The organism is Novosphingobium kalidii, from assembly GCF_040534015.1.
GTDB lineage: Bacteria > Pseudomonadota > Alphaproteobacteria > Sphingomonadales > Sphingomonadaceae > Novosphingobium > Novosphingobium kalidii.
On sequence record NZ_JBEWLY010000013.1, the window covers coordinates 116,081 to 140,031 of the forward strand.

The window sequence follows — 23,951 nt, forward strand, 5'->3', positions numbered from 1 at the left end:
TTCGCCGCATTCATGACAAGGCCGGCTGTGGCGGTTGCCCAGCCGGCCTTTGACCTGCCTACGCTCCAGGCGTTCAGGCGTTCGGCTTCAGCTTTTGCACCATTTGCAGATGGTTCTCGATCTTGGGGGCGATCTCGCCAGCCAAAGTCTTCAAGGCCGGATTATCGCCATCCTGAGCAAAGCCCCGGTGAAGCTTCAGGGCTTCCTCGTGCGCGGCAGTCTGCTGCTCAAGGTAGGCCTTGTCGAACTCCGCACCCGAAAGCCCCTTCAGGTTGTCCAACATGCCCTGGCGACGAGAGTCGAGCGTCGTCGGCGGCGTCAGATTGAGGTTGGCCGACGCGATGGTCGATTTCAGCTGCTCGGTCGTCGCTGTGTGATCATCAATCATCTTCTGGGCGAATGTCTTCACCTCAGCCGACTGCGCCTTTTCCAGCGCGAGTTGGCTCGATTGGACCTCATACATATCGCTGATGGCGGCATTGGTGACATAGCCGTCAGCCGTGTTCACCATGGGCGCGGTGACTGCGCCAACCGCACCCGCCGCAGTATCCTGCACTTCATTGACGGCCGAATTCGCAGTCTCGCCTACATCGCCAGCGGTCTCGTTGTTGCCGCAGGCAGCAAGGGCCAGCGTAGATGCAGCGATCAGAATGAGTTTCTTCATGGCACTTTCTCCGTGTGGTGCTTTGGACAGGGTTGTTCGAGCGCTAGTGCCGACACCCTGCTTCCGCATGCGGTCTCTGAACGGGAAGGGATCGTAATTGTTTCGGGGGATTGCGCCGCTCGGCGCGCAGGATTGCTCCTAAGGGCGTTTCGCGTCTTCGTCGGGCTAAACGACCCGCGCGCTTCAAAGTTCCACGCGTGTCGTGCGGGGAAGCGTTTTTCATTCTGCTTGAGCCGGAGCGAAGCAGCCAAAGGATTAAATTGGATAAGCGTGTGTTGCCTGTCTTGCCACCTTCCGCGATGCCGTGAATTGCGGATTGAACGCAGGCCCGTCGATCAATTAGGAGCTTCTCCATCTCGCACCCTCTCTCACCCATCCTGGACGAGTACAGCGCCTACATTGGCCTCGTGCTGCTGGTGGGATTGCTGATCGCCTTTGCGCTCGAACGCCTTCCTCCGGTGGTGATCGCGATCGTTGCCGGCGTCTTGATGATGGTTCTGGGATTCCTCCCACCAGCGGAGCTACTGCAGGTTTTCAGCAATACCGCGCCTATCACCATTGGCGCCATGTTCGTGCTGTCGGGCGCACTCTTGCGAACGGGTGTGCTGGAGGAAATCTCCGGCTGGGTGCTGCGGCGTTCCTTGCGCCGGCCGCGGCTGGCAATGGCGGAGATTGGCGTAGGCACGTTCACCGCATCCGCTTTCATGAACAACACCCCGGTCGTGATCGTGATGATCCCCATCATCAAACGCCTTGCCAAAGTGATGGGGACGCGCGCGACGCGCCTGCTGATGCCGCTCTCCTATGTGACGGTCCTTGGCGGCACGCTGACTCTAATCGGCACGTCAACCAATCTACTGGTAAACGGTGTGGCGCAAGAGCAGGGACAGCCTGGTTTCGGCATGTTCGAGATCACGGGCGTCGGGCTGGTCACGGCGGTGGCCGGCATCGCATTCCTGGGTCTGATCGGCCCGTGGCTACTGCCCGATCGCGAGGAGCTTTCAGGGGGCGAGCACGGCGAAAGCGATAACTTCCTTTCCCACCTGGTCCTGCTCGCGAGCAGTCGTCTGGTCGGGCAGGAACTGGCCGCAACGGGTCTCAGTCGCCGACAAGGCGTGCAAGTCACCGCGATCCGCCGTGGCACCACCACTTTGCGTAAAAGGCTCGAGGAGGTCGAGTTGCAGGCGGGCGACCAGCTCATCGTGGCAGCGAGCCCGGCCGAACTGGCGTCCCTTGCTGAAGAGCTGGACTTCCGCGTGGGGCTGACCGGCATCGGCGGGGGAATTCCCACCGCAGGATCCGACCGGCCCGAGGATGCTCGCCTGGTGGAGGCGGTTATCTCGCCATCGCATCCCGTGATCGGGCGCCGTCTTGCGGATATCCCGATGCTGTCTCGGTTACGCGTCAGAGTGCTCGGCATATCACGCCCGCGGCACTTGCCAGGGCCGGACCTTGCGAACGTCCGGGTGCGGGCAGCGGACCGCCTGCTCATCGCAGCAGGGGAGGACGCTGCAACCGCGCTTTCAAGCAACATCGGTCTGGCGCAAGTCGCCGAAGCGCCGGCGCGAGCGTTCAAGCGGCAGAAGGCGCCGATTGCTGCGGCCGTGCTCGGTTTCGTGGTGGTGGGCGCAGCCTTGTTCAACTTACCCATCGAAGCGATGGCTCTGGTGGGCGTGGCGGTGGTGCTGATTACGCGCTGTATTGAACCGGAGGAAGCCTGGAGCGCGATCGACGGTAATACGCTCGTGCTCATCTTCGGCATGCTTGCCTTCGGCGCCGGGTTGCAAGCGGCGGGCACGGTTCAGCTCATCGTGGATGCGATGCGGCCAGCGCTGGCTTACGCCTCGCCGCTGGTTCTGTTGTTCGCGATATACGCGCTGACGAGCGCATTGACAGAGACTGTGACGAACAACGCGGTGGCCGTGATCATGACTCCGCTGGTGGTGGGGCTCAGCGAGGCGATGGGGTCCGACCCAAGGCCGCTGATCGTCGCCATCATGTTCGGCGCAAGCGCAAGCTTCGCAACCCCCATCGGCTATCAGACGAACACCCTGGTCTACGGCGCGGCGAATTATCGCTTTACCGACTTCGTGAAGGTTGGTCTGCCCATGAACATCGTCGTGGGGGTCGCAGCCTGCCTGGCGATCAACTGGATGTTCTAGGATGCCTGCCCGCGGGCCTTGTACCCGCGGGCAACGGCACCAAGGTGTGGCTCCGGCGTTTCTTGCGCGAACGGGGCGCACCCGTACCATCGAACAAGGAGAGAACCATGCCGCTCAGAGCCATCGCGCTGAACTGCACGCTGAAAGCCGACACCAGCGAGGCGTCGTCGACCGATGCGATGGTCGCAGTGCTGGAGGACGCCTTCGCCAAACATGGGGTTGAGGTGACAGAGACCGTGCGTGTAGCTGCGCTCGACATCAAGCCCGGCGTAACATCCGATGAAGGGCTGGGCGACGATTGGCCCGCCTTGCGGGAAAAGATACTGGCGCACGACATCCTGATCTTTGGCGGGCCGATCTGGCTGGGTCAGCTTGGTAGCGTCGCCAAGCGCGTGCTGGAGCGGATGGACGCCTTCATCTCCGAAACCGACGACCAAGGGCGCATGCCCAGTTACGGCAAGGTTGCAGTTACCGCGATCGTTGGCAATGAGGATGGAGCGCACGTCTCTTCGGCGCAGCTGTTCCAGGCGCTGAATGATGTTGGCTGGACCATCCCTGCCGTCGCTGCGTGCTACTGGGTGGGCGAAGCTATGAGCTCGACCGACTTCAAGGATCTGCCCAGCACGCCCGACAAGGTGACGAAGACCGCCGGGATGGTCGCATCGAATGCGGCGCACCTTGCAGGTCTGCTGAAGGCAGCACCTTATCCCGGCTAACCGGCAACGCGCCGGGGCCGCTCCGGCGATCTAAGTTGTCGTACACTGACGGGAATTGCGGTGCGGTCGAGAGACAGCACCGGTGGCTGCGTAGCCTACTCCGGCTCGCCCACCCGCAGGCTGATGGGCGCCAGACCATCGATCCCGCTTTCCAGCAGGTCTTTGGGCGCAATGGGGCCTACCCCGGCGGGAGTGCCGGTGTAGATGAGGTCTCCTGGCGCCAGATGGTACATGCCTGAGAGATCGGCGACCAGTTCAGCCACGCTCCAGATCATGTCCGAAAGCACCGCGTCCTGCCTGATCGTGCCATTCTGCTTGAGCCAGATCCGCTGGGCCGCGGGTATGCCGAAGTCGGCTGCTCGGGTGATGGGGCCGATCACTGCGGCATTCTCGAAGTCCTTGCCGGTGTCCCAGGGGAAGCCCTTTGCCTTGGCGGCATTCTGAAGATCGCGCCGTGTAAGGTCGAGCCCGCAAGCATATCCGAAGACTAGCGCCATGGCGTCAGCCGCATCCACGCGGAAGCCGGAGCCGGCGATCGCCACCACGAACTCCATTTCATAGTGGCAGTTCCGTGTGCCCGGGGGGTAAGGGATCATTCCACCGGCAGCGCAGAGTGCGGCGGGTGACTTGGTGAACCAGATCGGCGCTTCGCGTTCCGGTGCGAAGCCCATCTCCCGTGCGTGGGCCTCATAGTTGCGGCCGACGCAGAAGATGCGGCGGACCGGGAAGAGGCTGTCTCCCCGGATCACGGGCACGGCAGGGGTGGCGGGCGGATCGAACAGCATGGTCATGCGGCGGCAATCTCCGTAAAGGGCGAGCCGGCATAAGCTGCGCTTCCGACAGAGAAAACCCTCGATGTGCGATGGCGGCGAGCGGAGCCGTCTTCCCGCCCGGCCGCCTTGCTCTGCGCCCACAATGGCCTACATTCGCGCGGTGACAGAGGAACTTTACCTGTCGGGAAGACTGCTGCTTGCAATGCCAGGCATGTTCGACCCGCGCTTTGAACGATCAGTCAACGTCATCTGCGTGCATGACCAGCATGGGGCGCTGGGGATTGGCATCGGTCATGTGCGCGAGGGGGTGCGCTTTCACGAGGTGCTGGAGGAAGTCGGCATTGATCCCGGTGACGCTCCTGACCGCGAGGTTCTGCATGGCGGCCCCGTGGAGCCCGGCCGCGGCTTTGTGCTCCATTCGACCGACTGGGGCGGCCAGGACACGATCGCGGTCGACCCGCTCTGCGCCTTGTCGGCCTCGTTGGACGTTCTGCGCGCGATTGCCGAGGGAAGAGGGCCCAAGCAGTGGCTGATCGCGCTCGGCTATGCGGGTTGGGGGAGCGGGCAGCTTGAGGGAGAAATGCGCCAGCATGGCTGGTATGCGGCCACCGGGCATCGCAGCGTCGTGTTCGATACTCCGGCCGAGGGGCGCTGGGCCGCGACATGGCGAGCGGAGGGCATCGACCCCTCGTTTCTGGCCAATACGACCGGGCGGGCCTGACCAGCAGCCTCAAGCTACGACATCGTGCAACTTGATTTCGATATCGGCAATGATCGGCTTGAGCGTGGCTAGCGACGTCTGCAGGCTGGCGCTGCTGATGTGGCGATCCATGGCAGCGCGGTCAGCGTAGGCTTCGATAATGCGGTAGATATTCTCTTCCTCGCGGCACCGGCCCGCATGATAGAAGAGAATGCCGGGGTTCGCCGCGCGTACTTTCGGCATGATGTCGGCCAGTGCCGCTTCGTACTCGACGTGAAGGCGGGGCACGACGCGAACCGTCGCGATGACCAGGATCATCGCAGTCAGTAGGTGCGCTCAAGGATTTTGTTGTCGCTCGACGCGCCGCCTTCGAAGTAGCCGAGGCCGTAGTCGCCCTTGATCGTGGTGCGCTGCATGCGGCGACTGTACTGCGGATCGTGACCGCTGACGGCGTGGAGCACTCGCCAGTTATCCCAGATCAACATGTCGGTCGGCTTCCATGCATGCCAGTAGGATAGCGCTTTGGCACGCGCGAAGACCTCGCGGCTGACCTCCTCAAGAAGAGCATTCCCTTCTGGCGTTTCATCGCCCTCGATACCCTCGGCCATCCAGGGCGACACATGGAGCACCTTTTCTCCGCTTTCGCGCGTCCACACGGCGGGGTGGACGGCGCGGGGTACGTCGCGCGCTGCCTCCATCACTGCATGCGTGTGCGGGTTTTCAGCCAAGCACTTGTAGCTGTCAGGCGCGCCGAAGTGGAAGTCCTTCATGATCACGTTCATGCGGTAGAGGATGTTGCGCCCCTCGATCTGCTTACGCAGTTTGGGGGAGAGCGTCTCGTACAGCTCGATTCCGTCGACGAAGCCAGTCAGCCCACCCTCAGGCGGAATGTCTAGTGCGCGCAGAACGCCGGCGCGGTTGAGCTCGTTGTTGTAGGCATGATCGAAATGCCAGGGCAGCCACTGCGTGACTTCCTTCCCCTCGATCTCGATGCGCCCCTCGGGATAGGGCTTGCAGGTCATGTCGATGACGCCGGGCATCGTATCCTGGTCGACGCGGGGCACTGCCTTGCTCGGATGATCCTTCATGGGCCCGAAGATATCCGAAAGCGCCACGTGCATCCGCGCGGATGCCTCGACATCTTCGAACATGATCATGCCGTGCCGCTCGAACAGCGCATTCACCTGTGTGCGGATTTCGGGATCGCTGGTCTGTTCGAATGTGATGCCGCTTAGGCGTACGCCAAAGTCGCGACCTTCGATGAGCGGACGGATGTTCAGGTCACTCATGGATGCATCCTCTGGTTATTCTTCTTATTTTTCGATCTCAAGCAGCATCGCGCCATGCGGATTCGCTCCCGGCGTCCCGTGATCGCGGTGCCACTGATCCGCTGCATCATAGCATGCTTCCACAACGCCAGAATAGGTGCGTCGGAATTGCTCGCGCTGATCGGGATGATCGAACACGAACGCGCGATCGTGCCGCACAGCATCGAGCACCATCGGGGCGATTGCGTCGGGTGTGTAGAAGTCGTGGGCGTGCGCCACGGCCGAGGCTTCGCTCACGTGCACCATACCCTCGGTGGGACCACCGAACCGCAGCGGGCGATAGCGCGAGTTGTTGGCCTTCATCCCGGTGGCGACCCCGCCGGGGCAGTAGGAGGTGGTGTGGATGTTGTACTCGGTCAGTTCGAGGGACAGGTTCATCATCAGTCCGATGATGCCCGCCTTCGCAGCCGAATAGGGAGCATGCTCGGGTATCCAGCCCGGCAGCAGTCCCGCCATCGAGGCCGTGGCGCAGACGTGCCCCTCGCGCGCCGCTATCATGTCGGGCAGGAAGGCGCGGGTCGTGTTCATGACGCCGTGCAGGTTGACCTGCAGGATCCAGTCCACGTCTTCGTCAGACATCTCCATCAGCTGGTCGAATGACGTCGCCCCGGCATTGGCGAAAAGGAGTTGTACGGGGCCGTAAGCCGCGTGCACCGCATCGCGCATGGCGCCGATGGCCGAGCGCTCGCACACGTCGCAGTCGACGGCGATGGCCTCACCGCCCTGGGACCGGATCCCGTCAACGACCTTTTGCGCGTTGCTGGGCATGATGTCGGCAACGGCGACGCGCGCACCTTCACGTGCAAGAGCTTTGGCGAGGCCCATGCCGATGCCGCTGCCTCCGCCGGTGACCACTGCGGTGCGGCCCGAGATCTCCGTCATGCTCTCCCTCCAGTTCGTTGTTTTCTGTGGTCCCGTGTCAACTTCGCGGGCCGGGCTGCTCCTCAGGCCGGTACCGGCTCTTCAGCCTTGAGCCGGGGCATGACCTTGTCGGCAAAAAGTTTCATCTGCTCGTAGACGTCCTCGTAAGGCATTCCGCCGAAGCTGAAGTTGGCGATAATCTCGTAATCGCCGACCATCGACTTGCGCATGAGATGCTTGTCGTAAAGCTCCTCGGGTGTGCCGATCAGGTTGCCGTCGACATAGTCTTTGTAGGCCTTGTCAGGCCCGCCGCGGGCGGCCGCCATGTCACCCATGTAGGCGTAAGTGGCGTAGCTCGGCAGTTCCTTGAAGTGCGAGCTCATGAACTCGTAGTGGTTGGCGACCTGCAGGAACTGCGCGGCAAAGTACTTGTCGGTGTAAGCGGTTACCTTCGCTCTGTCCGCGAAGCAGACTATGAAATCAGAGATGATGAAGGGCGGCGCGGCTTTGCCGTGTTTCTCGCGGAACGTGGTGCGGTATTTATCGATCTCGGGCATCGCCTTCGACCAGTCGCCTTGGCTGAAGCGCAGCGCTTTCAGGCCATAGTCCGCCGCCACTTCGCACGACGAAGGCGACATGGACACCATCACGCAGCGCTCGCGGCTCCACCCTTGCGGCCTCGGCCGGATTTCAGCGCGAGGCTGCTTGTACCATTTGGTGTCCGCCTCGACATACCCGCGCTCGAGGCCGTCCATGATGATGACCGCCGCTTCGTCGAACATTTCGCGTGAGTCGTGTAGGGAGACGCCGAACTTGTCGAACTCGCGCCTCGCGGCTCCTCGGCCCATTCCCAGGTAGAGGCGCCCCTCGCACAAGGCGTCCAGCATCGCCGTCTTCTCGACCACGCGCAGCGGATCGTTCCAGGGCAGGATAACGGCGGCTGGCATCAGCTTGATCGTCTTGGTCTTGGCTGCCACGTAGCTCAGCGCCTGCAACGGATCGGGGCATGCGGCATAATCTGTGAAGTGATGCTCGACCATGGCCGCAAAGTCGAAGCCCATGGCTTCCGCCTCGACCGCCAGTTGCGTTTCCTTGCGGAAGAACTCGTAGTCGGGAAGGCCGTGCAGGTTCTGGTAGCCCAGGTGAACGCCCACTTGCATATGTCTCTCCTCTCGCGGAACCCGGTGTCAGGCGCTCTCGGCCTGTTGACGGGTCAATTGGCCTGCAGGTGCGGTGATTGGCTCTTCGCCGTTCAGGGTGCAGCGGTGGAATTCGCGCCTGCTGCCCTCCTCGAAGGGCATGGCACGATGCATGACGCCGGTATTGTCCCAGATCGCCAGGTCGCCTTCGCGCCACTTGTGGCGATAGGTGTACTTGTCCTGCGTCGTGTGGATCATGAGGCGCTGGAGCAGATCGTGGCTCTCTGCCGCGTGCATGCCCTCGACGTATGCTGCCGAGGTGCTGAGCACGAGCGAATTGCGACCGGACTTGTGCTGCCAGACAAGTGGGTGCGAGCGCTGCGGGTAGCTCGACCACACCGCGAACTCTTCGGGAGTGCAGTTGCGCTTGGCGGGAAACAGGGCCGCTTGCATCGTGTGGACCACGCGCAACGTGTCGAGATAAGCCTGCTCGTCTGTCGGCAGATCCTCGTAGGCGGCGTACGTGCTGGCGAACATAGTGTCTCCGCCTTGCGCCGAGAGGCGATGAGGCGTGAACAGCGTAGCGAATGGCGGCACCGGCTCATACGTGCCGTCCATGTGCCAGAGCAGATTGCCGAACAGGAAGCGCGCGTAGTCGGGGTTCACCTTCGGGTCGAGGCTGACCTTGAGCACGCCGCCATCGCCCTCGTTCAGAACCTTGCCGTCCGCGCCTCGCTTGGCCGAGCCGATACGCAGATCGCCAAGGGTGCGGGCCGCTTCTCGCAATTCTTCATCTTCGAGATACAGGCCACGGATCACGAGCGCGCCACGTTCTACCAAAAGCGTCCGGATGTCTTCGGCATAGGCGCCGCCAAGAAGCTCCACCTTACCAATCTTCAGCTCCGATCCGACTCGCGGAGCGAGTGGTGTCGTGTTCAGTGCCATCCTCGCGTTCTCCCGACTTGAGGTGGTGATCTATCCGACCACATTCTGCCGCAATTGTCACCTTGACCGTTTCAATATCACTGCGACCCGGTTATGTCACTCAGCAAAAGCGGCTAATGAACCATGATTTCCACCGAAAGCGTTTCAAACGTGTTTGCCCCCTTCGAGGGTATCGGCTAGCCTGCCCGATACGATGGCGCATGTTGTTGAGAACAGTCTGGCGGTAGAGTGCTGGGGAGACCTGAAGGATCAAACCGCGCTAAAGCAGTCGAGGCGACGACGCCCTGGACGTCCTTCACTCAGCAACGAGGCGCTGCTCGATAAAGCACTCGATCTGTTTCTCGAGAAGGGCTTCGAGGGGACGAGTATCGAAGCCATCACCGCGTCGGCCGGCATGGCGAAACGCACCGTGTACGCCCGCTACGGGGACAAGACTCGCCTGTTCAAGGCCGCGCTGTCGCGCGCCATCGACGAGTGGATCGTGCCGGTGGAGCGACTTCGGGCACTGGAAGAAGTGGATCTTGAGCGAACCCTGGTGGGGATAGGCGACGCACTGGTTGCCAATGTGCTCAGCCCCGCCGGCTTGCGACTCTTGCGGCTTACGAACGCGGAATCGGTCCGCACGCCGGAGATCAGCGTCGAGAACGTGCGACTGGGGACCGCGCCGACCCTCGAGTATTTGGCGGACTTGTTTGCCCGCCGCATAAATCTCGATCCATCACGAGCGGAGGAGGCTGCGCAGGCATTCCTGAACCTGATCGTTGCTGGTCCCGCGAACAGCGCCGCGTGGGGTGCGACCCTCGATATGGGAGCTGTACAGCGTCAAACCCGCTTCGGCGTGCGCCTGTTCCTGCACGGCACCCTCGGCGGCGATGAGCCGCGCGAGGACCAGTTGCGCGAGGCCATTGCCGATGCTCGCGGACACCTCGACGAAGCGTGCGACCGCCTGAGGGCTCTTGAAGCGCTTGCTGCACGCGAGTGAGTGCCGCTCCAGATCCAGCGTCCGCCGTTGGTCCTTGGCGCACGGTCTCGTTCTATTCGCGTTCCCGACCATGGCTCGCCAGCCAACCGAGATCATCGGGGCGGTCCACGTCCAGATGAACAAGCGGATCTGGACAGTCCTCAAATACTACGTCGTCCCTCCCGCGCAGCAGCTTGCCAGCGCCGGCATCGCCTTTGAGCTTGAGCACGTCGGCAAACGCGCGCTGCGACAGCAGCACGGGATGGCCTGGCCGTCCATCATGGCTTGGCATGACGGCGTAGTGATCGCCCAGCCGCTCGGCCAAGCGCCCGGCGATATCGTGCGGTACTAGCGGCATATCGCCGAGGAAGACGAAGAGCCCATCCACATCGCCACTGGCACACACCCCGGCGCGAAGTGAATCGGAGAGGGCGCTGCTCGCAAGGCGGATAACTTCGGTGCAGGGCTTATCTGGCCATGATCCGAGGTCGAGCGCCGGGTGAGCTACAACGATCACTCGTCCCACCGGAGCGGCGCGAGCAGCCCGGATTGCATGGAAGACTAGCGGTTCATGCTGGAACGATGCGGAAAGCTTGTCGCTGCCGAAGCGCCGCCCCGAGCCGGCAGCGAGTACCACCGCAGCCAGCCTCATGCCCGCTCACGCGCCGGATTGAGGCTTTGCATTACTTCCGCGAGAATGCCTGTCGCAACCTCCCATGGTGCTTTGCCCAGGCCCGGAATGCCCGGCGAAAGCCGCAGGCGCTCCAGTTCTTCGCTGGTCGCACCGGCCGCTTCGAGTGCAGCCAACCGGCCATGCGCGCGCGACCTGGCGCCGATCATTGCGACGTAGCCGGCCCTGCCACGCAGCGCCGCGAGGCAGCCGCCGAGATCGTGCTCGTCCTCATGCGTGGCTCCAACGTAAGCGGTCCAGCGATCGAGTCCGAGTTGTTCCAGAGCGGCATTGACCGGTTCGCGCAGGTACTGTGCGACCGGGAAAGGGGGAGGGGTGTGCGGGCCGCCGGGGCGGACCAGAACCGTCTCGAAGCCGGCTTCGCTCGCCAGTCGAGCCAAGGCAAGTGCGCCGGGGTCCCCACCTGTTACGATGAGACGCCGTGACGGATCGTAGCGCCGGGAAAGGCTGAAAGGCTCTTCCGAGAACGAGAGCAAGGGCGCCTCACCCCCAATCACGTCTTGCGCCCGGCCGTCGCTGCGCCATGTGCAGACCTGCCTTGCCTGCGCCTTCGCGATCAGGTCTGTCGCCGCTGCGGTGCCTGGAAGCACGCGTTCCACCAACACGTGCAACGCGCCTCCGCAGCGCAAACGGATATCGATCCACGGGCTGCCCATGCCGTAGTGCAGCCGCTGCGGTTGACCATCGGCGAGCACTTGCCGTGCATGGCCGGCGACGTCTCCTTCGATGCAATCGCCCGAGAAGTAGCCACTGGCCGAGTTGCCGACGAACAGCATCTGTGCGCCGGGCCCCCGCGGCGCGCTGCCTTCGACTTTGTAGAGTGTCGCCAGCGCGGCCGGTCTGTTCGCCGCCACTGCAAGGGCGAGGGCAGGGCGCACATCGTCGGCCCAGCCGAACGTCGGCCAGTCGGCGCCGGACAGAAGACTATCGTCCTCTTGAGGAGCATTATCGTGCAGCATCGGCTACGACATAGGCCGGATCAAGGCGGCCAACCTGCCGCCGCCTGAGCTCGCGTATAGCGCGAAACCGCTCAGGACCGCACCTTGGAGTCTCCCACGAGAGGAGCGATGATCAGGCGGTGGGCGATCCCCGCGAACTCCTCGGACGAATACGCGTCCCCCACGGTAAGCCACCACGCGAGCGCGTCGATCAGGGAGCCGGTGCCATGGACAACCCCTAGATCATGCGGCAGCCAGCCGACCGGGCGCTGCAGCTCGCTGGGTAGCGCACGCGCCTGGCGGATGAATTCGTTCCGCACGATTCCGGCCGCTCCACCTGCAAGCAGTGCAGACCACAGCTTGCGGTGCTCACCGACGTAGCGGCACAGCGCCAGCGTGGACTCATAGCTGTTGGCCTCGCGCAGGATCGGCACTGACATCGCCAGCAAGCCTGCGATTTCCTCCGAAGCGACATCGCCCAGCAGCGCTTCCTTGGTTTCGTAGTGGCGGAAGAACGTGGCGTAGCCGGTGCCCGCACGGCCGCTGATCTCGCGGATGGTGAGTTGGTCGAACGCCTTCTCTTCCAGCAGCGCCAGCAAAGCCCCGTGCAGGGACTTTCGCGACCGTACTTGACGCGCGTCCGTAGGTTCGGCCAGCTTGGCCCCGCTCAGTGATGATCCCATGTCTGCTGCGTAACACCGGCTTAAGGCGGTGTCGATGCCGTCAGCGGTGCGACACCTCAGGCAACACGGTCGGCGAAAAGCAGGCGGCCGCCGGACAAGTGCCACAGAGCTTCTCTGAAGTCGGGCTGGCTCATGGCGAAACAGCCTTCACTCCTGCCGATCTTGCCCCACTTGTCGATCATTGCAGTGTCCACGTACCATGCGGAGTGCATGACGATCGCGCGTTGCAGCGCGGTTGCGTTGTCTTGATCGAGGCCGACGAGGCGGATCGAGGTGCCGTACTTGCCGCTGTACCACTCGCAGGTGAGATAGGCTCCGCGCGAGGTGGCCTCCGATCCTGGAAGGTCGGAGAAGTTCTGCAGCCAACCGCTGTGGTTCCGATCGGAGCCCTTGCCGTGGGCCAGCAGGAAGGACCGGACAGTTCCGTTCTCCAGATTGGCGAAGTGCAGTCGCGGCTCCCAGGAGGGTCGCGAGAAGTCTGCGATGCCAACCACGTCGGTGCGCCAAAGCTTGGTGCCCACCCGCTCTGCCTGCGTTTTGGCCGCCGCCAGGATGCGGCGGCTGTACTCGGGCGTTCCCACCGGTGACGCCGATGCCTGGCTGACCGGCGCGGTGCCGGCGGGTACAAGGGGACGGGCGTCCGGTGCAGCGATCGAGGCAGTGGGTTGGGCCGACTGCGCCCAGCCGGGCGCCGCCCAGCCTGAGGCTGCCAGCCCCGCGCCCAAAGCCACAGTACCTCTCAGGACATCTCGTCTACCCAGCACGTCGTTCATAGCGACAGACTAGCGGCGATTTCCGATGTTCGCCACCACAGCTTGTCGCGCTGACATCCTGAAGTGTTTGATTTTGCGACGAAGGGCGCAGCGTGCATGGTCAGGCAGCCTTCACCCTCGCTTTGCTGTGAGCCGCAATCCACTCCTCCAGCACGGGCGCGATCCGATTGCGCCACTTGCTGCCATTGAAGATGCCATAATGCCCCACGTCCTGCGCGAGGTGATACTTCTTGCGCGATTCCGGGAGGTGGGTCGCCAAGTGCAGGGCTGCGCGAGTCTGGCCGATGCCGGAGATGTCGTCCTTCTCGCCCTCGATCGCGAGGAGTGCGGTATCCTTGATAGCTCCCAGATCGATTCGCTGCCCCCGGTGGACGAACTCGCCCTTTGGCAGGGAATGCCGCTGGAACACGTGCTCGATCGTTTGGAGGTAGAAATCGGCGGTAAGGTCACAGACGGAGCGATACTCGTCGTAGAAGGCTTTGCTTGCGTCTGCGCTGTCGCCATCACCCGCAACAAGGTGCTTGAACATGGCCCAGTGACTCCTGAGATGGGAGCCAAGGTTCATCGACATAAATCCTGCAAGCTGCAGAAACCCTGGATAGACCTTACGTCCGGCTCCGGGATAAGTCAGTGGCACCGTCGCGATGACGTTGTTCTCGAACCAGCTCAGGGGTTGCTGCATCGCGAGGTCATTGACGCTTGTGGGCGCCTCGCGCGTATCGACCGGTCCACCCATCATGGTGAGAGTGGCAGGGCGGCAAGGATTGTCATTTGACGACATCACGGCTGTCGCAGCGATAGCGGGTACGGAGGGCTGGCACACCGCCAACACGTGCGTGCCGGGGCCGATGTGCTCGAGAAAGCCGATGACGTAATCGATGTAGTCGTCGAGGTCGAAAACCCCGGCTTCGATCGGCACCATCTTCGCATCGGCCCAATCGGTGATGTAGACGCGGCTCGATTCCACCATGCGGGCCACGGTGCCGCGCAGCAGGGTGGCAAAGTGCCCGCTCATCGGAGCGACGATCAGCAGGTTCGGCGCGTCCTCTGCCAATCCCTCGTGCTCGAACCGAAGCAGATTGCCGAATGGTCGGTGCAGAACGATCGATTCCGTGACAGCGTACGTGCGTCCATCCACAGCTACCTCTTCGATGTCGAAGGTGGGCTTGCCACGGGGGGACGCTGCATGTGCGAACACATCGAGAGCGGAAGCCATCACGGGGCCAAAGCCGAAGTACCCCACCGGTAGTGCCGGATTGGATAGAACTTCGGAGCCGATGGATGCCCAGGCGGCAGCACCGCTGAGCATAGTGCGCTGAAGTTCGTAGGCATTATAAAGCACGGCACAGATCTCCTTGGCCGAGACACGCGGCCACGATATCGTTCTAGTGTGGTGATGATTTCTAAATTGTGCAACGCGGCATACGCGCAAGACGTCGTGGGCCGCGCCGGACTGTCGAGAGCATCTGCCTTAGAAGCGGGGCTTCCCCTTGCCTCCAGGCGGTTGTAAGCGCCTCCGCATGAGAGCCGCCGCCGGCAAGACCGCGCCCCCGCTGGGCGAAACATCGAACCTGTCCGACAACGAGCCGCGCCGTCGCAGCTTGTCTCCGCTCGTAATGGTCTGGCGCCAGTTGCTTCGGTATCCCGGCCGCCTCGTGACCGCGGGTCTCGCCCTCATCGTCACGGCTAGCGCGACTTTGGCGATCCCGGCAGGCTTTCGTCTCGTTATTGATCGCGGCTTTACGGAAGGCGGCGGGGCGGAGGATATCGGGCGCTGGTTCCAGTACCTGCTGCTGATCGTCGCGGTGCTGGCGATCGGAACTGCGGTGCGCTTCTACAGCGTTTCGTGGCTGGCCGAGCGCGTCGTGGCCGACCTGCGCCTGGCAGTGCAGTCGAACCTCCTGCGCCTGTCGCCCAGCTTCTTCGAGGAGAATAGCCCCAAGGAAATCTCATCGCGGCTGACCTCCGACACGGCCATCGTCGAACAGGTCGTGGGCTCTACCGTGTCTGTCGCATTGCGTAACGCGATCATGGCAGTGGGAGGCGTGATTTACCTTTTCGCCCTAGCACCGCGACTGACTTTGGGACTGATCGTTGCCATCCCCGTCGTCATCCTGCCGATCGCCTTCTTTGGACGGCGGCTGCGGGTGGTGTCGCGCACCAGCCAGGATCGCGTGGCGGACATCGGCGCGCTGGTATCGGAAGTGCTTGGCGCTCTGCGTATCGTTCAGGCGTTCAACCAGGAAGGGCGGGAAGCGGGGCGCTTCGGTACGGCGGTTGAACGCACCTTCGATACCGCCAAACGGCGGATCATGATCCGCGCGATCATGACGGCGGTCATCATGTTCCTCATCTTCGGCTCGATCACGCTGCTGATGTGGCGGGGCGCGATCGATGTCGCGAACGGCACGATTACCGGCGGCACCATCGCCGCCTTCGTGGTGACCGGCGGGATCGTGGCGGGTGCGTTCGGTTCCTTGACCGAAGTCTATGGCGATCTGGTCCGCGGCGCCGGTGCCGCAAGCCGCTTGGCCGAACTGCTGGATGAGCGCCCGGTTATCGCGCCACCGCCGCGCCCACAGGCATTGCCGCAGCCACCGCGCGGACAGCTCTCCTTCGAACGCGTGACCTTCCGCTATCCGGCTCGTCCGCAGCAGGCCTCGGTCCGCGAGTTTTCGCTGATGGTCGAGCCGGGGGAGACGGTGGCAATCGTCGGCCCCTCGGGCGCGGGAAAGTCGACGCTATTCCTGCTGGCCGAGCGGTTCTACGATCCGCAAAGCGGCACGATCAAGATCGACGGCGTGCCGCTGACCTCGGCCGACCCCGCCGACATCCGCCGCCGCATGGCGCTGGTGCCTCAGGAGGGCGTCCTCTTCGCCGCCAGCGCACGCGACAATTTGCGTTATGGCGAGTGGGGCGCCAGCGACGACGCCATCTGGGAAGCTGCGCGCGCGGCGAACGCTGAACGGTTCTTGCGCGACTTGCCGCAGGGCCTCGATACCTTCCTGGGAGAAGGCGGCGCCCGTCTGTCCGGCGGCCAGCGGCAGCGCGTGGCGATCGCGCGTGCCATTCTGCGCGATGCGCCGATCCTGCTGCTGGACGAGGCGACGAGCGCGCTGGACGCGGAAAGCGAGCGACTGGTGCAGGACGCGCTGGAGCGACTAATGGAGAACCGCACCACGCTGGTGATCGCGCACCGCCTCGCCACCGTGCGCAAGGCCGATCGCATCATCGTCATGGATGAAGGGCGTATTGTCGAGGAAGGTTCGCATGAGCAGCTCAGCCGAGCCAGCGGACTGTACGCCCGCCTCGCCGCGCTCCAGTTCGAGGCGCCCCAGCCACCTGCTTGAGCGTGAAGCTTGCGCCACGTGGCGCAAGCGAGGGACTGGATTGTCAGGCCATTACGCTTAGATGACATCTATCCCACGTGAGCCTTTGGCCTCACGTACTGCGCACTTTGTTGCTCTTCTTGAAAAGAAGGACCCAGGTCTTGGCTATTCGCTTTTCATCGCTTCTTGCAGCCGCCTCGCTTTCGGCTGTCGCTATGACTTCTGCGCCGCTGCTGGCGCAACAAGCTCCCACTCCGCAGCAGGCCGGGGCCAGAACGGAGAAGCCCGAAGGCGATTGGGGTGCGTTCGGAGTCCAGACGCGCTACGTCGACAACAGCGCCAAGCCTGGCGATGACTTCAACCAGTACGTCAACGGCAAGTGGCTGGCCGAGACGGAAATTCCGTCTGACAAGGCCCGCTTCGGTTCCTTCATCATCCTGGACGATCTTTCCGTCGAACGCACGCGCATGATTCTGGACGAACTGACCGCGGCTAGGCCGGCAGCCGGCACCCAAGAGGCGCGGCTGGCCAATGCCTACAAGGCCTTCACAGACGTCGAGACGATCAATGCCAAGGGGCTGGCCCCCCTTCAGCCGCACTTCGCGAAGATATACGCGGCCGACACGCCGATGAAGCTGATGTCGCTGTTCGCGCAGCCGGGTTACGCATCGCCCCTCGAAGTGGAAGTGGACGCGGATTCAAAGCAGAGCGGGATCTACGCGCTTTACCTGAAGCAGGGCGGTCTCGGCCTGCCCGACCGGGACTACTACCTGAAGCAGGACGAGCAATCGCAGACGATACGCACCAAGTATCTGGATTACCTGACGCTCGTTCTCGGGAAGCTGAACTATGCCGATCCGGCGGCAGCGGCGAAGTCCGTCCTCGCGCTGGAGACCCGCATGGCGCAGGCGAAGTGGGATCGCGCCGCGCAGCGCAATCGCGATCTCACGTACAACAAGCTCTCGCGCCAGGAAGCCGAGGCGCTTGCCCAGCCCAGCCAGATGTCTGCGTTCTTCCAGTCGCTTGGCGTCGCACCGGACTACGTGATCGGCTACCAGATGCCGCCCACCGCCGATGAGCTTAAGGAAGCTGGCATCGACGCTGCCAAGGCCGCAACGCTGTTCGGTGGGGGGCTACCCGCCACCATGAAGCTTGTTCAGGACGTTCCTCCCGCCACCTGGCAGGCATGGCTGGCGGCTCGCTTCGTGATGGGGCATGCTTCGTTCTTGCCGAAGGAGATCGATGAAGCCAACTTCGATTTCTACGGCAAAGTCCTGAGCGGACAGCCCGAGCAGCGCCCGCGTTGGAAGCGTGGCATCTCTGCGGTCGAAGACCAACTCGGCGAACAGCTCGGCAAGATCTACGCCGCCCGGTACTATCCGCCCGAAGAGAAGGCGGCGATGGAGGATCTGGTTGCCAACTTGCGTAAGGCAATGGCGGCAAACCTCCAGGATCTCGCCTGGATGAGTGCTGATACGCGCAAGGAAGCACAGGCCAAGCTCGACTCCTTCGTCACCAAGATCGGTGCGCCTGAGGAGTACAAGATCTACGAGGGCTTGCAGGTTTCGGCGGACGACGCACTTGGCAATGCCCTGGCAGCGGCGGCGTGGCAGCAGGAGGATCAGATGCGGCGCATCGGCAAGCCGGTGGACCGCAAGGAGTGGTTCATGCTGCCCCAGACGGTCAACGCCTACTACAATCCGCCAATGAACGAGATCGTGTTCCCCGCCGCGATTCTGCAGCCGCCATTCTTCAATCTCTCGGCTGATCCCGCCGTCAACTATGGTGCGATCGGTGCCGTGATCGGTCACGAGATGGGCCACGGCTTTGACGATCAGGGCGCGAAGTCGGACGGGGAAGGCAACCTGCGGGACTGGTGGACGCCCCAGGACAAGGCCAACTTCCAGAAACTCCAGGATAAGCTTGCCGCGCAGTATGAGAACTTCTGTCCGTTCGACGAGGGCAAGACTTGCGTCAATGGCGGCCTGACGATGGGTGAGAACATCGGCGATGTCGGCGGGCTCAGCCTTGCTTACCGGGCCTACAAGCTCTCGCTGAACGGCAAGGAGGCGCCGGTCATCAACGGCACGACCGGAGACCAGCGCTTCTTCATGGCCTGGGCGCAGGTCTGGCGCCAGAAGATCCGCGACCAGCAGGCCCGCCAGTATCTCATCACTGACCCGCACTCCCCTAACGACGTTCGGGTCAACGGTGTCGTGCGCAACTTTGACGAATGGTACCGCGCCTTTGATGTGAAGCCCGGCGATGCGCTTTACCTGCCGCCTGCCGAGCGCGTTCGCATCTGGTAAGAGAGTGACTGCGGCAACCTGCTCTTCGCTGTGAGAGCGGGTTGCCGACAGCATTATTGTGCACTGCCGCATTTGTGGAGTTGACTTGGTGGGGCGCGGCGGCATGTCTGTGCAGCGATGAACCTTACCCTCACCGCCATTCTCCTCGGTATCGTCGAGGGCCTCACAGAGTTCCTTCCGGTCTCGTCCACGGGTCACCTGATCCTCGCGACAGAGCTTTTCGGCTACAATGCCGAGACCTGGAAGGTGTTCAACATTGTCATCCAGTTGGGCGCGATCCTCGCTGTGGTCGTGCAGTTCTGGCGCACGTTCTGGGCTGTCGGGGCGGGCTTGCTGGTGCTCAATCCGGTCAGCATCAGGTTCGTGCGCAATGTGCTGCTTGCCTTCCTGCCTTCGGCGGTGCTCGGCGTGCTGCTCAAGAGCTACATCGACATCCTGCTGGGTGCGCCTGTCGTGGTCGGTTACGCGCTGATCCTGGGAGGCATCGCGATCCTCGCGATCGAGAGGATCGCCAAGCCTGGGCCGCTCACCGGTGTGGCGGAGCTGCCGGCGAAGCAGTGCCTTGGCGTCGGCCTCGCGCAGTGTCTCGCGATGGTGCCGGGCGTGAGCCGGTCCGGCGCCACGATCATGGGAGCCCTGGCGATGGGGATCGAGCGGCGCACGGCTGCCGAGTTCAGCTTCTTCCTGGCGGTGCCCACGATGATGGGGGCAACGACGCTTGAACTGCTTGATTCGCGCGAGGCTCTGGCTGCGGGAGCCGGTCCGGTGGGGTGGAGCGAAATCGCGATCGGTTTCTTTGTCTCGTTCATCGTCGCGCTGGTGGTTATCAAGGCCTTCATGGCCTTCGTCAGCCGCTCCGGCTTCGGTCCCTTCGCCTGGTACCGCATCGTGGCAGGCGCGATCGCCATCTACGTGTTGAGCAACTGATGGCCGAGCCCGGCAAGCTCAAGCGCAGAGACTACGAGGCCGCGCTGGAGCCGCTCGAGCTCGAGCTCGTCTCGATGGCGCGTTGGGCCGCCGCCACTGGATCACGCATCGTGGTTGTGTTCGAAGGGCGCGACACAGCCGGCAAGGGTGGTGCCATCGCCGCGATTTCCAACGTGCTCAATCCTCGCCAGTGCCACACTGTCGCGCTGTCTGCGCCGAGCGAGCGGGAGAAGGGGGAATGGTACTTCCAGCGCTACATCGCGCATCTCCCCACCTGCGGCGAAATCGTGCTGTTTGACCGCAGCTGGTATAATCGCGCGGGCGTGGAGCGGGTGATGGGCTATGCCGCACCCGCGCAAGTCGAAGCGTTCCTTGCGCACGCGCCTGCGTTCGAGAAGCTACTGGTCGATGATGGCATCCTCCTGTTCAAGTACTGGCTCACTTGCGATCAGGAGAAGCAGGAGGAGCGTTTGCAGGAGCGGCTGTGCGATCCGCTCAAGCGATGGAAGTTGTCGCCGGTCGATCTGGCTGCGCGTGAGAAGTACACCGCCTACACGGCCGCGCGCGAGGCGATGCTCGCCGCCACTCACACCCCGCACGCGCCGTGGACGCTGGTGAACTTCAATGACCAGCGCCGAGGACGCCTCACGCTGATTCGCAACCTGCTGGATCGGTTACCTGAGACGCATATCGATCCACCCGAGATCGACTTTCGTCCACTGGACCATCCTCCAGTGGTGGAGGAGTACAGCGTGCTTCGGCCAATCGCGCCTTATCAAGAGGACTGAGCCGGCGCCCGCCGCTTGACTTCAGGGCTAGGTTACGTCATGGGCCGCAGCCTTGCGGGGCGGCGCTTCTGGGCCGCCCTCATCATTTGCAAACTAGATTGAGCGGCCGCCGGGGCGCGGCTGAAAAGGAACAGGACAAGCGCCATGGCGAAGCCCGCAACCGTCAAGATCCGGCTGGTCTCGACCGCCGACACCGGCTTCTTCTACGTCACGAAGAAGAATCCCCGGAACACGACCGAGAAAATGGTTTTCAAGAAGTATGATCCCGTCGTGCGCAAGCACGTCGAGTTCAAGGAAGCCAAGATCAAGTAAGGGTTCACGGCCGGTTCAAGGCTGCGGACCCACAAGGGAAGCCATGAACCGTATCGTAAAGACTCTTGGTAACTATGCGGGCGCGGCTGCTTTAGCCGCGCTTTGCGTTCCTGCCCTCGCACCGCTTGCCGGTTCGTCCGGGGCTGCCCTGGCACAGTCGGGAGACCAGCTGAACCAGGTCGTGGAGGCCCTGCGCGGCATCAGTACGCTGAAGGCGGACTTCACGCAGACCGATCGCTCCGGCCAGACTGTCAGCGGCGTCCTCACGATGAAGCGCCCTGGGCGAATTCGTTTCCAGTACGAAAAAGGCGTGCCGCTGTTGATCGTGGGTGACGGAAAGTCGCTCACCTTGATCGATTACGAAGTGCGCCAGGTGCAGCGCTGGCCGATCGGCAACAACCCGTTGGGCGCCATCCTCGACCCCAAGCGCGACGTGGCGAGTTTCGGCACGCTCAAGCCGACCGGCAGTCCAGACGTGATCAGCGTCGAAGTGCGGGATCCCAAGCATCCCGAGTACGGCGTGATCACGCTCATCTTTGTGCGCAAGGCCTCGGCGCCGGGCGGCTTGGAGCTGTCGCACTGGGTGGCGCTCGATTCGCAGAATAAGCGTACCACCGTGAGGCTCAGCAACCAGCGCTATGGGATGGCTGTTCCTGACTCCGAATTTCGCTGGACAGACCCCCGCCCTCGGACTCGTCGATAGGCAAGAACGTTTTGTCGGCGCAAGTTGTTCTGTTGCGACAAGCCGCGACAGAATCTTGCAAACCGTTCACTTGGCAGCAAGGCAGGTTCGCCTACATAGGAGTTGTCAGCAAGGCTTGAGGCGGGTTTCCCCCCTGTTGCCCGACCTCCTGGTGAGCTAGCTGGCAAGCGTGACGAACGCTCAAATGGAACCCTCGAGCCTCTGCCCCCGGCTCGAGGGTTTTCCATTTGGAAGCGCACATGCCTCATCACGGATAGGCTCGCTGTAGCCGGGTGGGTCGCCAGCGCGGCTTCAAGCCGCGGCACTGGCAATTCCCCCTCTACGCTTCTAAAGCCCCGGCATGGTCAGCATAGCCACCTGGAACATCAACTCGGTTCGTCTGCGCATAGATCAAGTCGCCCGCTTCCTCACCGAGCAGGCTCCTGACGTGTTGTGCCTGCAGGAGATCAAGTGCGCCGAGCACCTGTTCCCGCATGAGGCTTTCGAGAAGTTGGGCTACACCCATCGCGCGGTGCACGGCCAGAAGGGCTATCACGGCGTCGCGACAGTGAGCCGCGTCCCGTTCCGCGAGTTCTCCAAGCACGACTGGCAGGACAACGGCGAGGCTCGCCACATCGGCGTCGAACTGCTCGGCCCCGGACAGGGCGTTGTTCTCGAGAATGTCTACATCCCTGCCGGCGGTGATGTTCCGGACCGCGAGCAAAACGCGAAGTTCGGCCAGAAACTGGATTTTCTGGGCCGCATGACTCAGTGGGCGCAGGCCATTGACCGGCCGACGCTGATCGTGGGTGATTTCAACGTCGCTCCGCTCGACTGCGACGTTTACGACCACAAGGCGCTGCTTAAGGTAGTCAGCCATACGCCAATCGAGGTGGAGACGCTGCGCACCTTTCGCGATGCCCATGGCTGGGTGGATCTGGGCCGGGAGTTCATTCCCGCGCCTGAGCGCAATTACTCCTGGTGGTCCTATCGCAGCTACTGGCGCCAGAAGGACCAGGGTCGACGTCTGGACCACATGTGGGCTTCGCCCTCGCTGGCACAGCAGGCACTTTCGCACCGCTTCGTGGAAGAGACGCGCCGATGGGAGCAGCCGAGCGACCACGTACCGTTGGTCACGGAGTTCTCCCTCTGAATGAGGACAACCCCTCGTCGGCCGCGCGTCGAGTAGCGCTGGCGATCGACGCCCTTCGTCACGGCTGGCCGATCCGTGTGGACGGCGCGTTCACGCTTGTGCCTGCGGAGACCGGCTTCGCTCCCGGCGTGACGGCTCCCTGTATGCTTATATCGGCGGCGCGAGCGGTGACGCTGAAGCTCGCGAACCAGCGGGAAGCCGCGGTACCCGAGGCGCCCGTATTGATCCGCGCTGCCGAACCTTTCGACTTCGAAGCGGCACGCGCGGTCGCTGACCCGGCGCTCGATCTCGTCTATCCCATGAAGGGCCCGTTCGTGGCCGAGCACATCGAGGCGATGGATGCGGCGCGCGCCGCGATGGAATTTGCACGTCTTGCCGGCATTCTGCCCGCCTTCCTGTTCGATCCGGCAACTGACGACGATGTGCAAGCCGTCCTTTCCCCAGACCTCGCGCACTGGAAGGACACAGCGCATCTCGTCATCGCCTCGCGCGCACGGCTGCCCGTGGCTGCGTGCGACGAGACCGAGATCGTCGCCTTCCGTTCGCGTGACGATACCCGCGAGCATGTGGCGCTGGTGATCGGCACCCAGAATGGGGAGCAGGCACCGCTGGTGCGGCTCCATTCCGAATGCCTGACGGGGGATATCCTAGGCTCGTTGAAGTGTGACTGCGGTCCGCAACTCGACGCGGCCATGCGGGCCATGGCGCACGAGGCACAGCAGGGCGGCTGGGGGGTACTCCTTTACTTGCGTCAGGAGGGGCGCGGCATCGGGTTGATCAACAAGCTGCGCGCCTACCGGCTGCAGGACCAGGGGTTCGACACTGTCGATGCCAACAATCGCCTGGGCCTGCCCACCGAAGCGCGCGACTTTCCCGTGGCTGCGCGGATGCTTGAGCTTCTTGGCGTGCACGCCGTAAGGCTCATGACCAATAACCCTGCCAAAGTGGCGGCGCTGGAGGCGCTCGGCGTGACGATTTCGGAGCGTGTCCCTCACCAGCTTCCACCCAATCCGCACAACGCGCAGTACCTCGCGACGAAGAGAGACCGCACGGGGCATCTTCTCTAGGCTCCATGCGAGCTTCAGTGGGGAACGACTGGCCTCAGGGGCAATCGGTT

General features: G+C 63.1%; 24 protein-coding genes. 12 read left to right on the top strand and 12 right to left on the bottom strand.

All coding sequences use genetic code 11. From position 1 onward, the window contains the following. Positions 1-73: 73 nt before the first annotated feature. Positions 74-664 carry a DUF4142 domain-containing protein gene (locus tag ABVV53_RS07275; RefSeq protein WP_353983730.1) on the bottom strand — a complete coding sequence of 197 codons (591 nt, stop codon included), beginning with the start codon at positions 662-664 and terminating at the stop codon, positions 74-76. Positions 665-1,071: 407 nt separating this feature from the next. On the opposite strand from ABVV53_RS07275, the gene ABVV53_RS07280 reads away from it, so the two are divergent. After that, positions 1,072-2,826, top strand: coding sequence for an SLC13 family permease (locus ABVV53_RS07280; RefSeq protein WP_353983731.1), 1,755 nt, complete (start codon positions 1,072-1,074; stop codon positions 2,824-2,826). Between the two features lie 107 nt (positions 2,827-2,933). Continuing rightward, a complete protein-coding gene (locus ABVV53_RS07285) occupies positions 2,934-3,542 on the top strand; it encodes a flavodoxin family protein (RefSeq protein WP_353983732.1) in 609 nt (202 codons plus the stop codon). A gap of 95 nt (positions 3,543-3,637) precedes the next feature. Here ABVV53_RS07285 and ABVV53_RS07290 read toward each other — a convergent pair whose 3' ends face one another. After that, the gene (locus ABVV53_RS07290) at positions 3,638-4,333 is read right to left on the bottom strand and encodes a fumarylacetoacetate hydrolase family protein (RefSeq protein ID WP_353983733.1); all 696 of its coding nucleotides are present in this window, start codon (positions 4,331-4,333) and stop codon (positions 3,638-3,640) included. A gap of 124 nt (positions 4,334-4,457) precedes the next feature. Between ABVV53_RS07290 and ABVV53_RS07295 the strand changes: the two genes are divergently transcribed. Then, the gene (locus tag ABVV53_RS07295) at positions 4,458-5,036 is read left to right on the top strand and encodes a YqgE/AlgH family protein (RefSeq protein ID WP_353983734.1); all 579 of its coding nucleotides are present in this window, start codon (positions 4,458-4,460) and stop codon (positions 5,034-5,036) included. Positions 5,037-5,045: 9 nt separating this feature from the next. On the opposite strand, the gene ABVV53_RS07300 is transcribed toward ABVV53_RS07295, so the two are convergent. From ABVV53_RS07300 to ABVV53_RS07320, 5 genes are all read right to left on the bottom strand, one after another. Beyond that, the gene (locus ABVV53_RS07300) at positions 5,046-5,333 is read right to left on the bottom strand and encodes a putative quinol monooxygenase (protein WP_353983735.1); all 288 of its coding nucleotides are present in this window, start codon (positions 5,331-5,333) and stop codon (positions 5,046-5,048) included. Between the two features lie 5 nt (positions 5,334-5,338). Continuing rightward, positions 5,339-6,304, bottom strand: a complete 966-nt coding sequence (locus ABVV53_RS07305) for a TauD/TfdA dioxygenase family protein (RefSeq protein ID WP_353983736.1) — start codon at positions 6,302-6,304, stop codon at positions 5,339-5,341. Positions 6,305-6,328: 24 nt separating this feature from the next. Next, positions 6,329-7,225 carry an SDR family NAD(P)-dependent oxidoreductase gene (locus ABVV53_RS07310; protein WP_353983737.1) on the bottom strand — a complete coding sequence of 299 codons (897 nt, stop codon included), beginning with the start codon at positions 7,223-7,225 and terminating at the stop codon, positions 6,329-6,331. A 62-nt stretch (positions 7,226-7,287) separates the two neighbouring features. Further along, the gene (locus ABVV53_RS07315; protein ID WP_353983738.1) at positions 7,288-8,364 is read right to left on the bottom strand and encodes an LLM class flavin-dependent oxidoreductase; all 1,077 of its coding nucleotides are present in this window, start codon (positions 8,362-8,364) and stop codon (positions 7,288-7,290) included. 27 nt (positions 8,365-8,391) lie between these two features. Next, positions 8,392-9,288, bottom strand: a complete 897-nt coding sequence (locus ABVV53_RS07320) for a TauD/TfdA dioxygenase family protein (protein WP_353983739.1) — start codon at positions 9,286-9,288, stop codon at positions 8,392-8,394. Positions 9,289-9,481: 193 nt separating this feature from the next. Between ABVV53_RS07320 and ABVV53_RS07325 the strand changes: the two genes are divergently transcribed. Then, positions 9,482-10,270 carry a TetR/AcrR family transcriptional regulator gene (locus tag ABVV53_RS07325; protein ID WP_353983740.1) on the top strand — a complete coding sequence of 263 codons (789 nt, stop codon included), beginning with the start codon at positions 9,482-9,484 and terminating at the stop codon, positions 10,268-10,270. A gap of 52 nt (positions 10,271-10,322) precedes the next feature. On the opposite strand, the gene ABVV53_RS07330 is transcribed toward ABVV53_RS07325, so the two are convergent. From ABVV53_RS07330 to ABVV53_RS07350, 5 genes are all read right to left on the bottom strand, one after another. After that, positions 10,323-10,901, bottom strand: coding sequence for a nucleotidyltransferase family protein (locus ABVV53_RS07330; protein WP_353983741.1), 579 nt, complete (start codon positions 10,899-10,901; stop codon positions 10,323-10,325). Then, on the bottom strand, positions 10,898-11,899 hold the full coding sequence (locus ABVV53_RS07335; RefSeq protein ID WP_353983742.1) for an XdhC family protein: 1,002 nt from the start codon (positions 11,897-11,899) through the stop codon (positions 10,898-10,900). The genes ABVV53_RS07330 and ABVV53_RS07335 overlap by 4 nt, the downstream gene beginning before the upstream one ends. A gap of 71 nt (positions 11,900-11,970) precedes the next feature. After that, positions 11,971-12,561: a TetR/AcrR family transcriptional regulator gene (locus tag ABVV53_RS07340; RefSeq protein WP_353983743.1), complete on the bottom strand. Its 591-nt coding sequence runs from the start codon at positions 12,559-12,561 to the stop codon at positions 11,971-11,973. A gap of 56 nt (positions 12,562-12,617) precedes the next feature. Then, entirely contained in the window at positions 12,618-13,334 is a 717-nt protein-coding gene (locus tag ABVV53_RS07345; protein ID WP_419956759.1) for a murein L,D-transpeptidase catalytic domain-containing protein, read from the bottom strand. Positions 13,335-13,434: 100 nt separating this feature from the next. Continuing rightward, entirely contained in the window at positions 13,435-14,676 is a 1,242-nt protein-coding gene (locus tag ABVV53_RS07350; protein WP_353983744.1) for a polyhydroxyalkanoate depolymerase, read from the bottom strand. Positions 14,677-14,854: 178 nt separating this feature from the next. On the opposite strand from ABVV53_RS07350, the gene ABVV53_RS07355 reads away from it, so the two are divergent. The 8 genes from ABVV53_RS07355 (at position 14,855) to ribA (ending at position 23,901) form a co-directional block, all read left to right on the top strand. Then, positions 14,855-16,684 (top strand): ABC transporter transmembrane domain-containing protein, encoded by a 1,830-nt coding sequence (locus ABVV53_RS07355; protein WP_353983745.1) that lies wholly within the window; start codon positions 14,855-14,857, stop codon positions 16,682-16,684. A gap of 194 nt (positions 16,685-16,878) precedes the next feature. Then, the gene (locus tag ABVV53_RS07360; RefSeq protein ID WP_353984198.1) at positions 16,879-18,972 is read left to right on the top strand and encodes a M13 family metallopeptidase; all 2,094 of its coding nucleotides are present in this window, start codon (positions 16,879-16,881) and stop codon (positions 18,970-18,972) included. Between the two features lie 117 nt (positions 18,973-19,089). Beyond that, positions 19,090-19,899, top strand: a complete 810-nt coding sequence (locus ABVV53_RS07365) for an undecaprenyl-diphosphate phosphatase (protein ID WP_353983746.1) — start codon at positions 19,090-19,092, stop codon at positions 19,897-19,899. Further along, entirely contained in the window at positions 19,899-20,687 is a 789-nt protein-coding gene (ppk2, locus tag ABVV53_RS07370) for a polyphosphate kinase 2 (RefSeq protein WP_353983747.1), read from the top strand. Before ABVV53_RS07365 ends, ppk2 begins: the two co-directional genes overlap by 1 nt. A gap of 144 nt (positions 20,688-20,831) precedes the next feature. Next, on the top strand, positions 20,832-20,999 hold the full coding sequence (gene rpmG, locus ABVV53_RS07375; protein ID WP_147089455.1) for a 50S ribosomal protein L33: 168 nt from the start codon (positions 20,832-20,834) through the stop codon (positions 20,997-20,999). Between the two features lie 43 nt (positions 21,000-21,042). After that, positions 21,043-21,702 carry a LolA family protein gene (locus ABVV53_RS07380; RefSeq protein ID WP_353983748.1) on the top strand — a complete coding sequence of 220 codons (660 nt, stop codon included), beginning with the start codon at positions 21,043-21,045 and terminating at the stop codon, positions 21,700-21,702. Between the two features lie 340 nt (positions 21,703-22,042). Next, the gene (locus ABVV53_RS07385; RefSeq protein WP_353983749.1) at positions 22,043-22,834 is read left to right on the top strand and encodes an exodeoxyribonuclease III; all 792 of its coding nucleotides are present in this window, start codon (positions 22,043-22,045) and stop codon (positions 22,832-22,834) included. Continuing rightward, positions 22,783-23,901, top strand: coding sequence for a GTP cyclohydrolase II (ribA, locus tag ABVV53_RS07390; RefSeq protein ID WP_353983750.1), 1,119 nt, complete (start codon positions 22,783-22,785; stop codon positions 23,899-23,901). Before ABVV53_RS07385 ends, ribA begins: the two co-directional genes overlap by 52 nt. Positions 23,902-23,951: the final 50 nt, after the last annotated feature.

What these genes read in the sequence shown, in the direction of transcription:
- ABVV53_RS07275 (WP_353983730.1), bottom strand. Translation starts at nt 664, where the DNA reads ATGAAGAAACTCATTCTGATCGCTGCATCTACGCTGGCCCTTGCTGCC.
- ABVV53_RS07285 (WP_353983732.1), top strand. Translation starts at nt 2,934, where the DNA reads ATGCCGCTCAGAGCCATCGCGCTGAACTGCACGCTGAAAGCCGACACC.
- ABVV53_RS07290 (WP_353983733.1), bottom strand. Translation starts at nt 4,333, where the DNA reads ATGACCATGCTGTTCGATCCGCCCGCCACCCCTGCCGTGCCCGTGATC.
- ABVV53_RS07295 (WP_353983734.1), top strand. Translation starts at nt 4,458, where the DNA reads ATGGCCTACATTCGCGCGGTGACAGAGGAACTTTACCTGTCGGGAAGA.
- ABVV53_RS07300 (WP_353983735.1), bottom strand. Translation starts at nt 5,333, where the DNA reads ATGATCCTGGTCATCGCGACGGTTCGCGTCGTGCCCCGCCTTCACGTC.
- ABVV53_RS07305 (WP_353983736.1), bottom strand. Translation starts at nt 6,304, where the DNA reads ATGAGTGACCTGAACATCCGTCCGCTCATCGAAGGTCGCGACTTTGGC.
- ABVV53_RS07310 (WP_353983737.1), bottom strand. Translation starts at nt 7,225, where the DNA reads ATGACGGAGATCTCGGGCCGCACCGCAGTGGTCACCGGCGGAGGCAGC.
- ABVV53_RS07315 (WP_353983738.1), bottom strand. Translation starts at nt 8,364, where the DNA reads ATGCAAGTGGGCGTTCACCTGGGCTACCAGAACCTGCACGGCCTTCCC.
- ABVV53_RS07320 (WP_353983739.1), bottom strand. Translation starts at nt 9,288, where the DNA reads ATGGCACTGAACACGACACCACTCGCTCCGCGAGTCGGATCGGAGCTG.
- ABVV53_RS07325 (WP_353983740.1), top strand. Translation starts at nt 9,482, where the DNA reads ATGGCGCATGTTGTTGAGAACAGTCTGGCGGTAGAGTGCTGGGGAGAC.
- ABVV53_RS07330 (WP_353983741.1), bottom strand. Translation starts at nt 10,901, where the DNA reads ATGAGGCTGGCTGCGGTGGTACTCGCTGCCGGCTCGGGGCGGCGCTTC.
- ABVV53_RS07335 (WP_353983742.1), bottom strand. Translation starts at nt 11,899, where the DNA reads ATGCTGCACGATAATGCTCCTCAAGAGGACGATAGTCTTCTGTCCGGC.
- ABVV53_RS07340 (WP_353983743.1), bottom strand. Translation starts at nt 12,561, where the DNA reads ATGGGATCATCACTGAGCGGGGCCAAGCTGGCCGAACCTACGGACGCG.
- ABVV53_RS07345 (WP_419956759.1), bottom strand. Translation starts at nt 13,334, where the DNA reads ATGAACGACGTGCTGGGTAGACGAGATGTCCTGAGAGGTACTGTGGCT.
- ABVV53_RS07355 (WP_353983745.1), top strand. Translation starts at nt 14,855, where the DNA reads ATGAGAGCCGCCGCCGGCAAGACCGCGCCCCCGCTGGGCGAAACATCG.
- ABVV53_RS07360 (WP_353984198.1), top strand. Translation starts at nt 16,879, where the DNA reads ATGACTTCTGCGCCGCTGCTGGCGCAACAAGCTCCCACTCCGCAGCAG.
- ABVV53_RS07365 (WP_353983746.1), top strand. Translation starts at nt 19,090, where the DNA reads ATGAACCTTACCCTCACCGCCATTCTCCTCGGTATCGTCGAGGGCCTC.
- ppk2 (WP_353983747.1), top strand. Translation starts at nt 19,899, where the DNA reads ATGGCCGAGCCCGGCAAGCTCAAGCGCAGAGACTACGAGGCCGCGCTG.
- rpmG (WP_147089455.1), top strand. Translation starts at nt 20,832, where the DNA reads ATGGCGAAGCCCGCAACCGTCAAGATCCGGCTGGTCTCGACCGCCGAC.
- ABVV53_RS07380 (WP_353983748.1), top strand. Translation starts at nt 21,043, where the DNA reads ATGAACCGTATCGTAAAGACTCTTGGTAACTATGCGGGCGCGGCTGCT.
- ABVV53_RS07385 (WP_353983749.1), top strand. Translation starts at nt 22,043, where the DNA reads ATGGTCAGCATAGCCACCTGGAACATCAACTCGGTTCGTCTGCGCATA.
- ribA (WP_353983750.1), top strand. Translation starts at nt 22,783, where the DNA reads ATGGGAGCAGCCGAGCGACCACGTACCGTTGGTCACGGAGTTCTCCCT.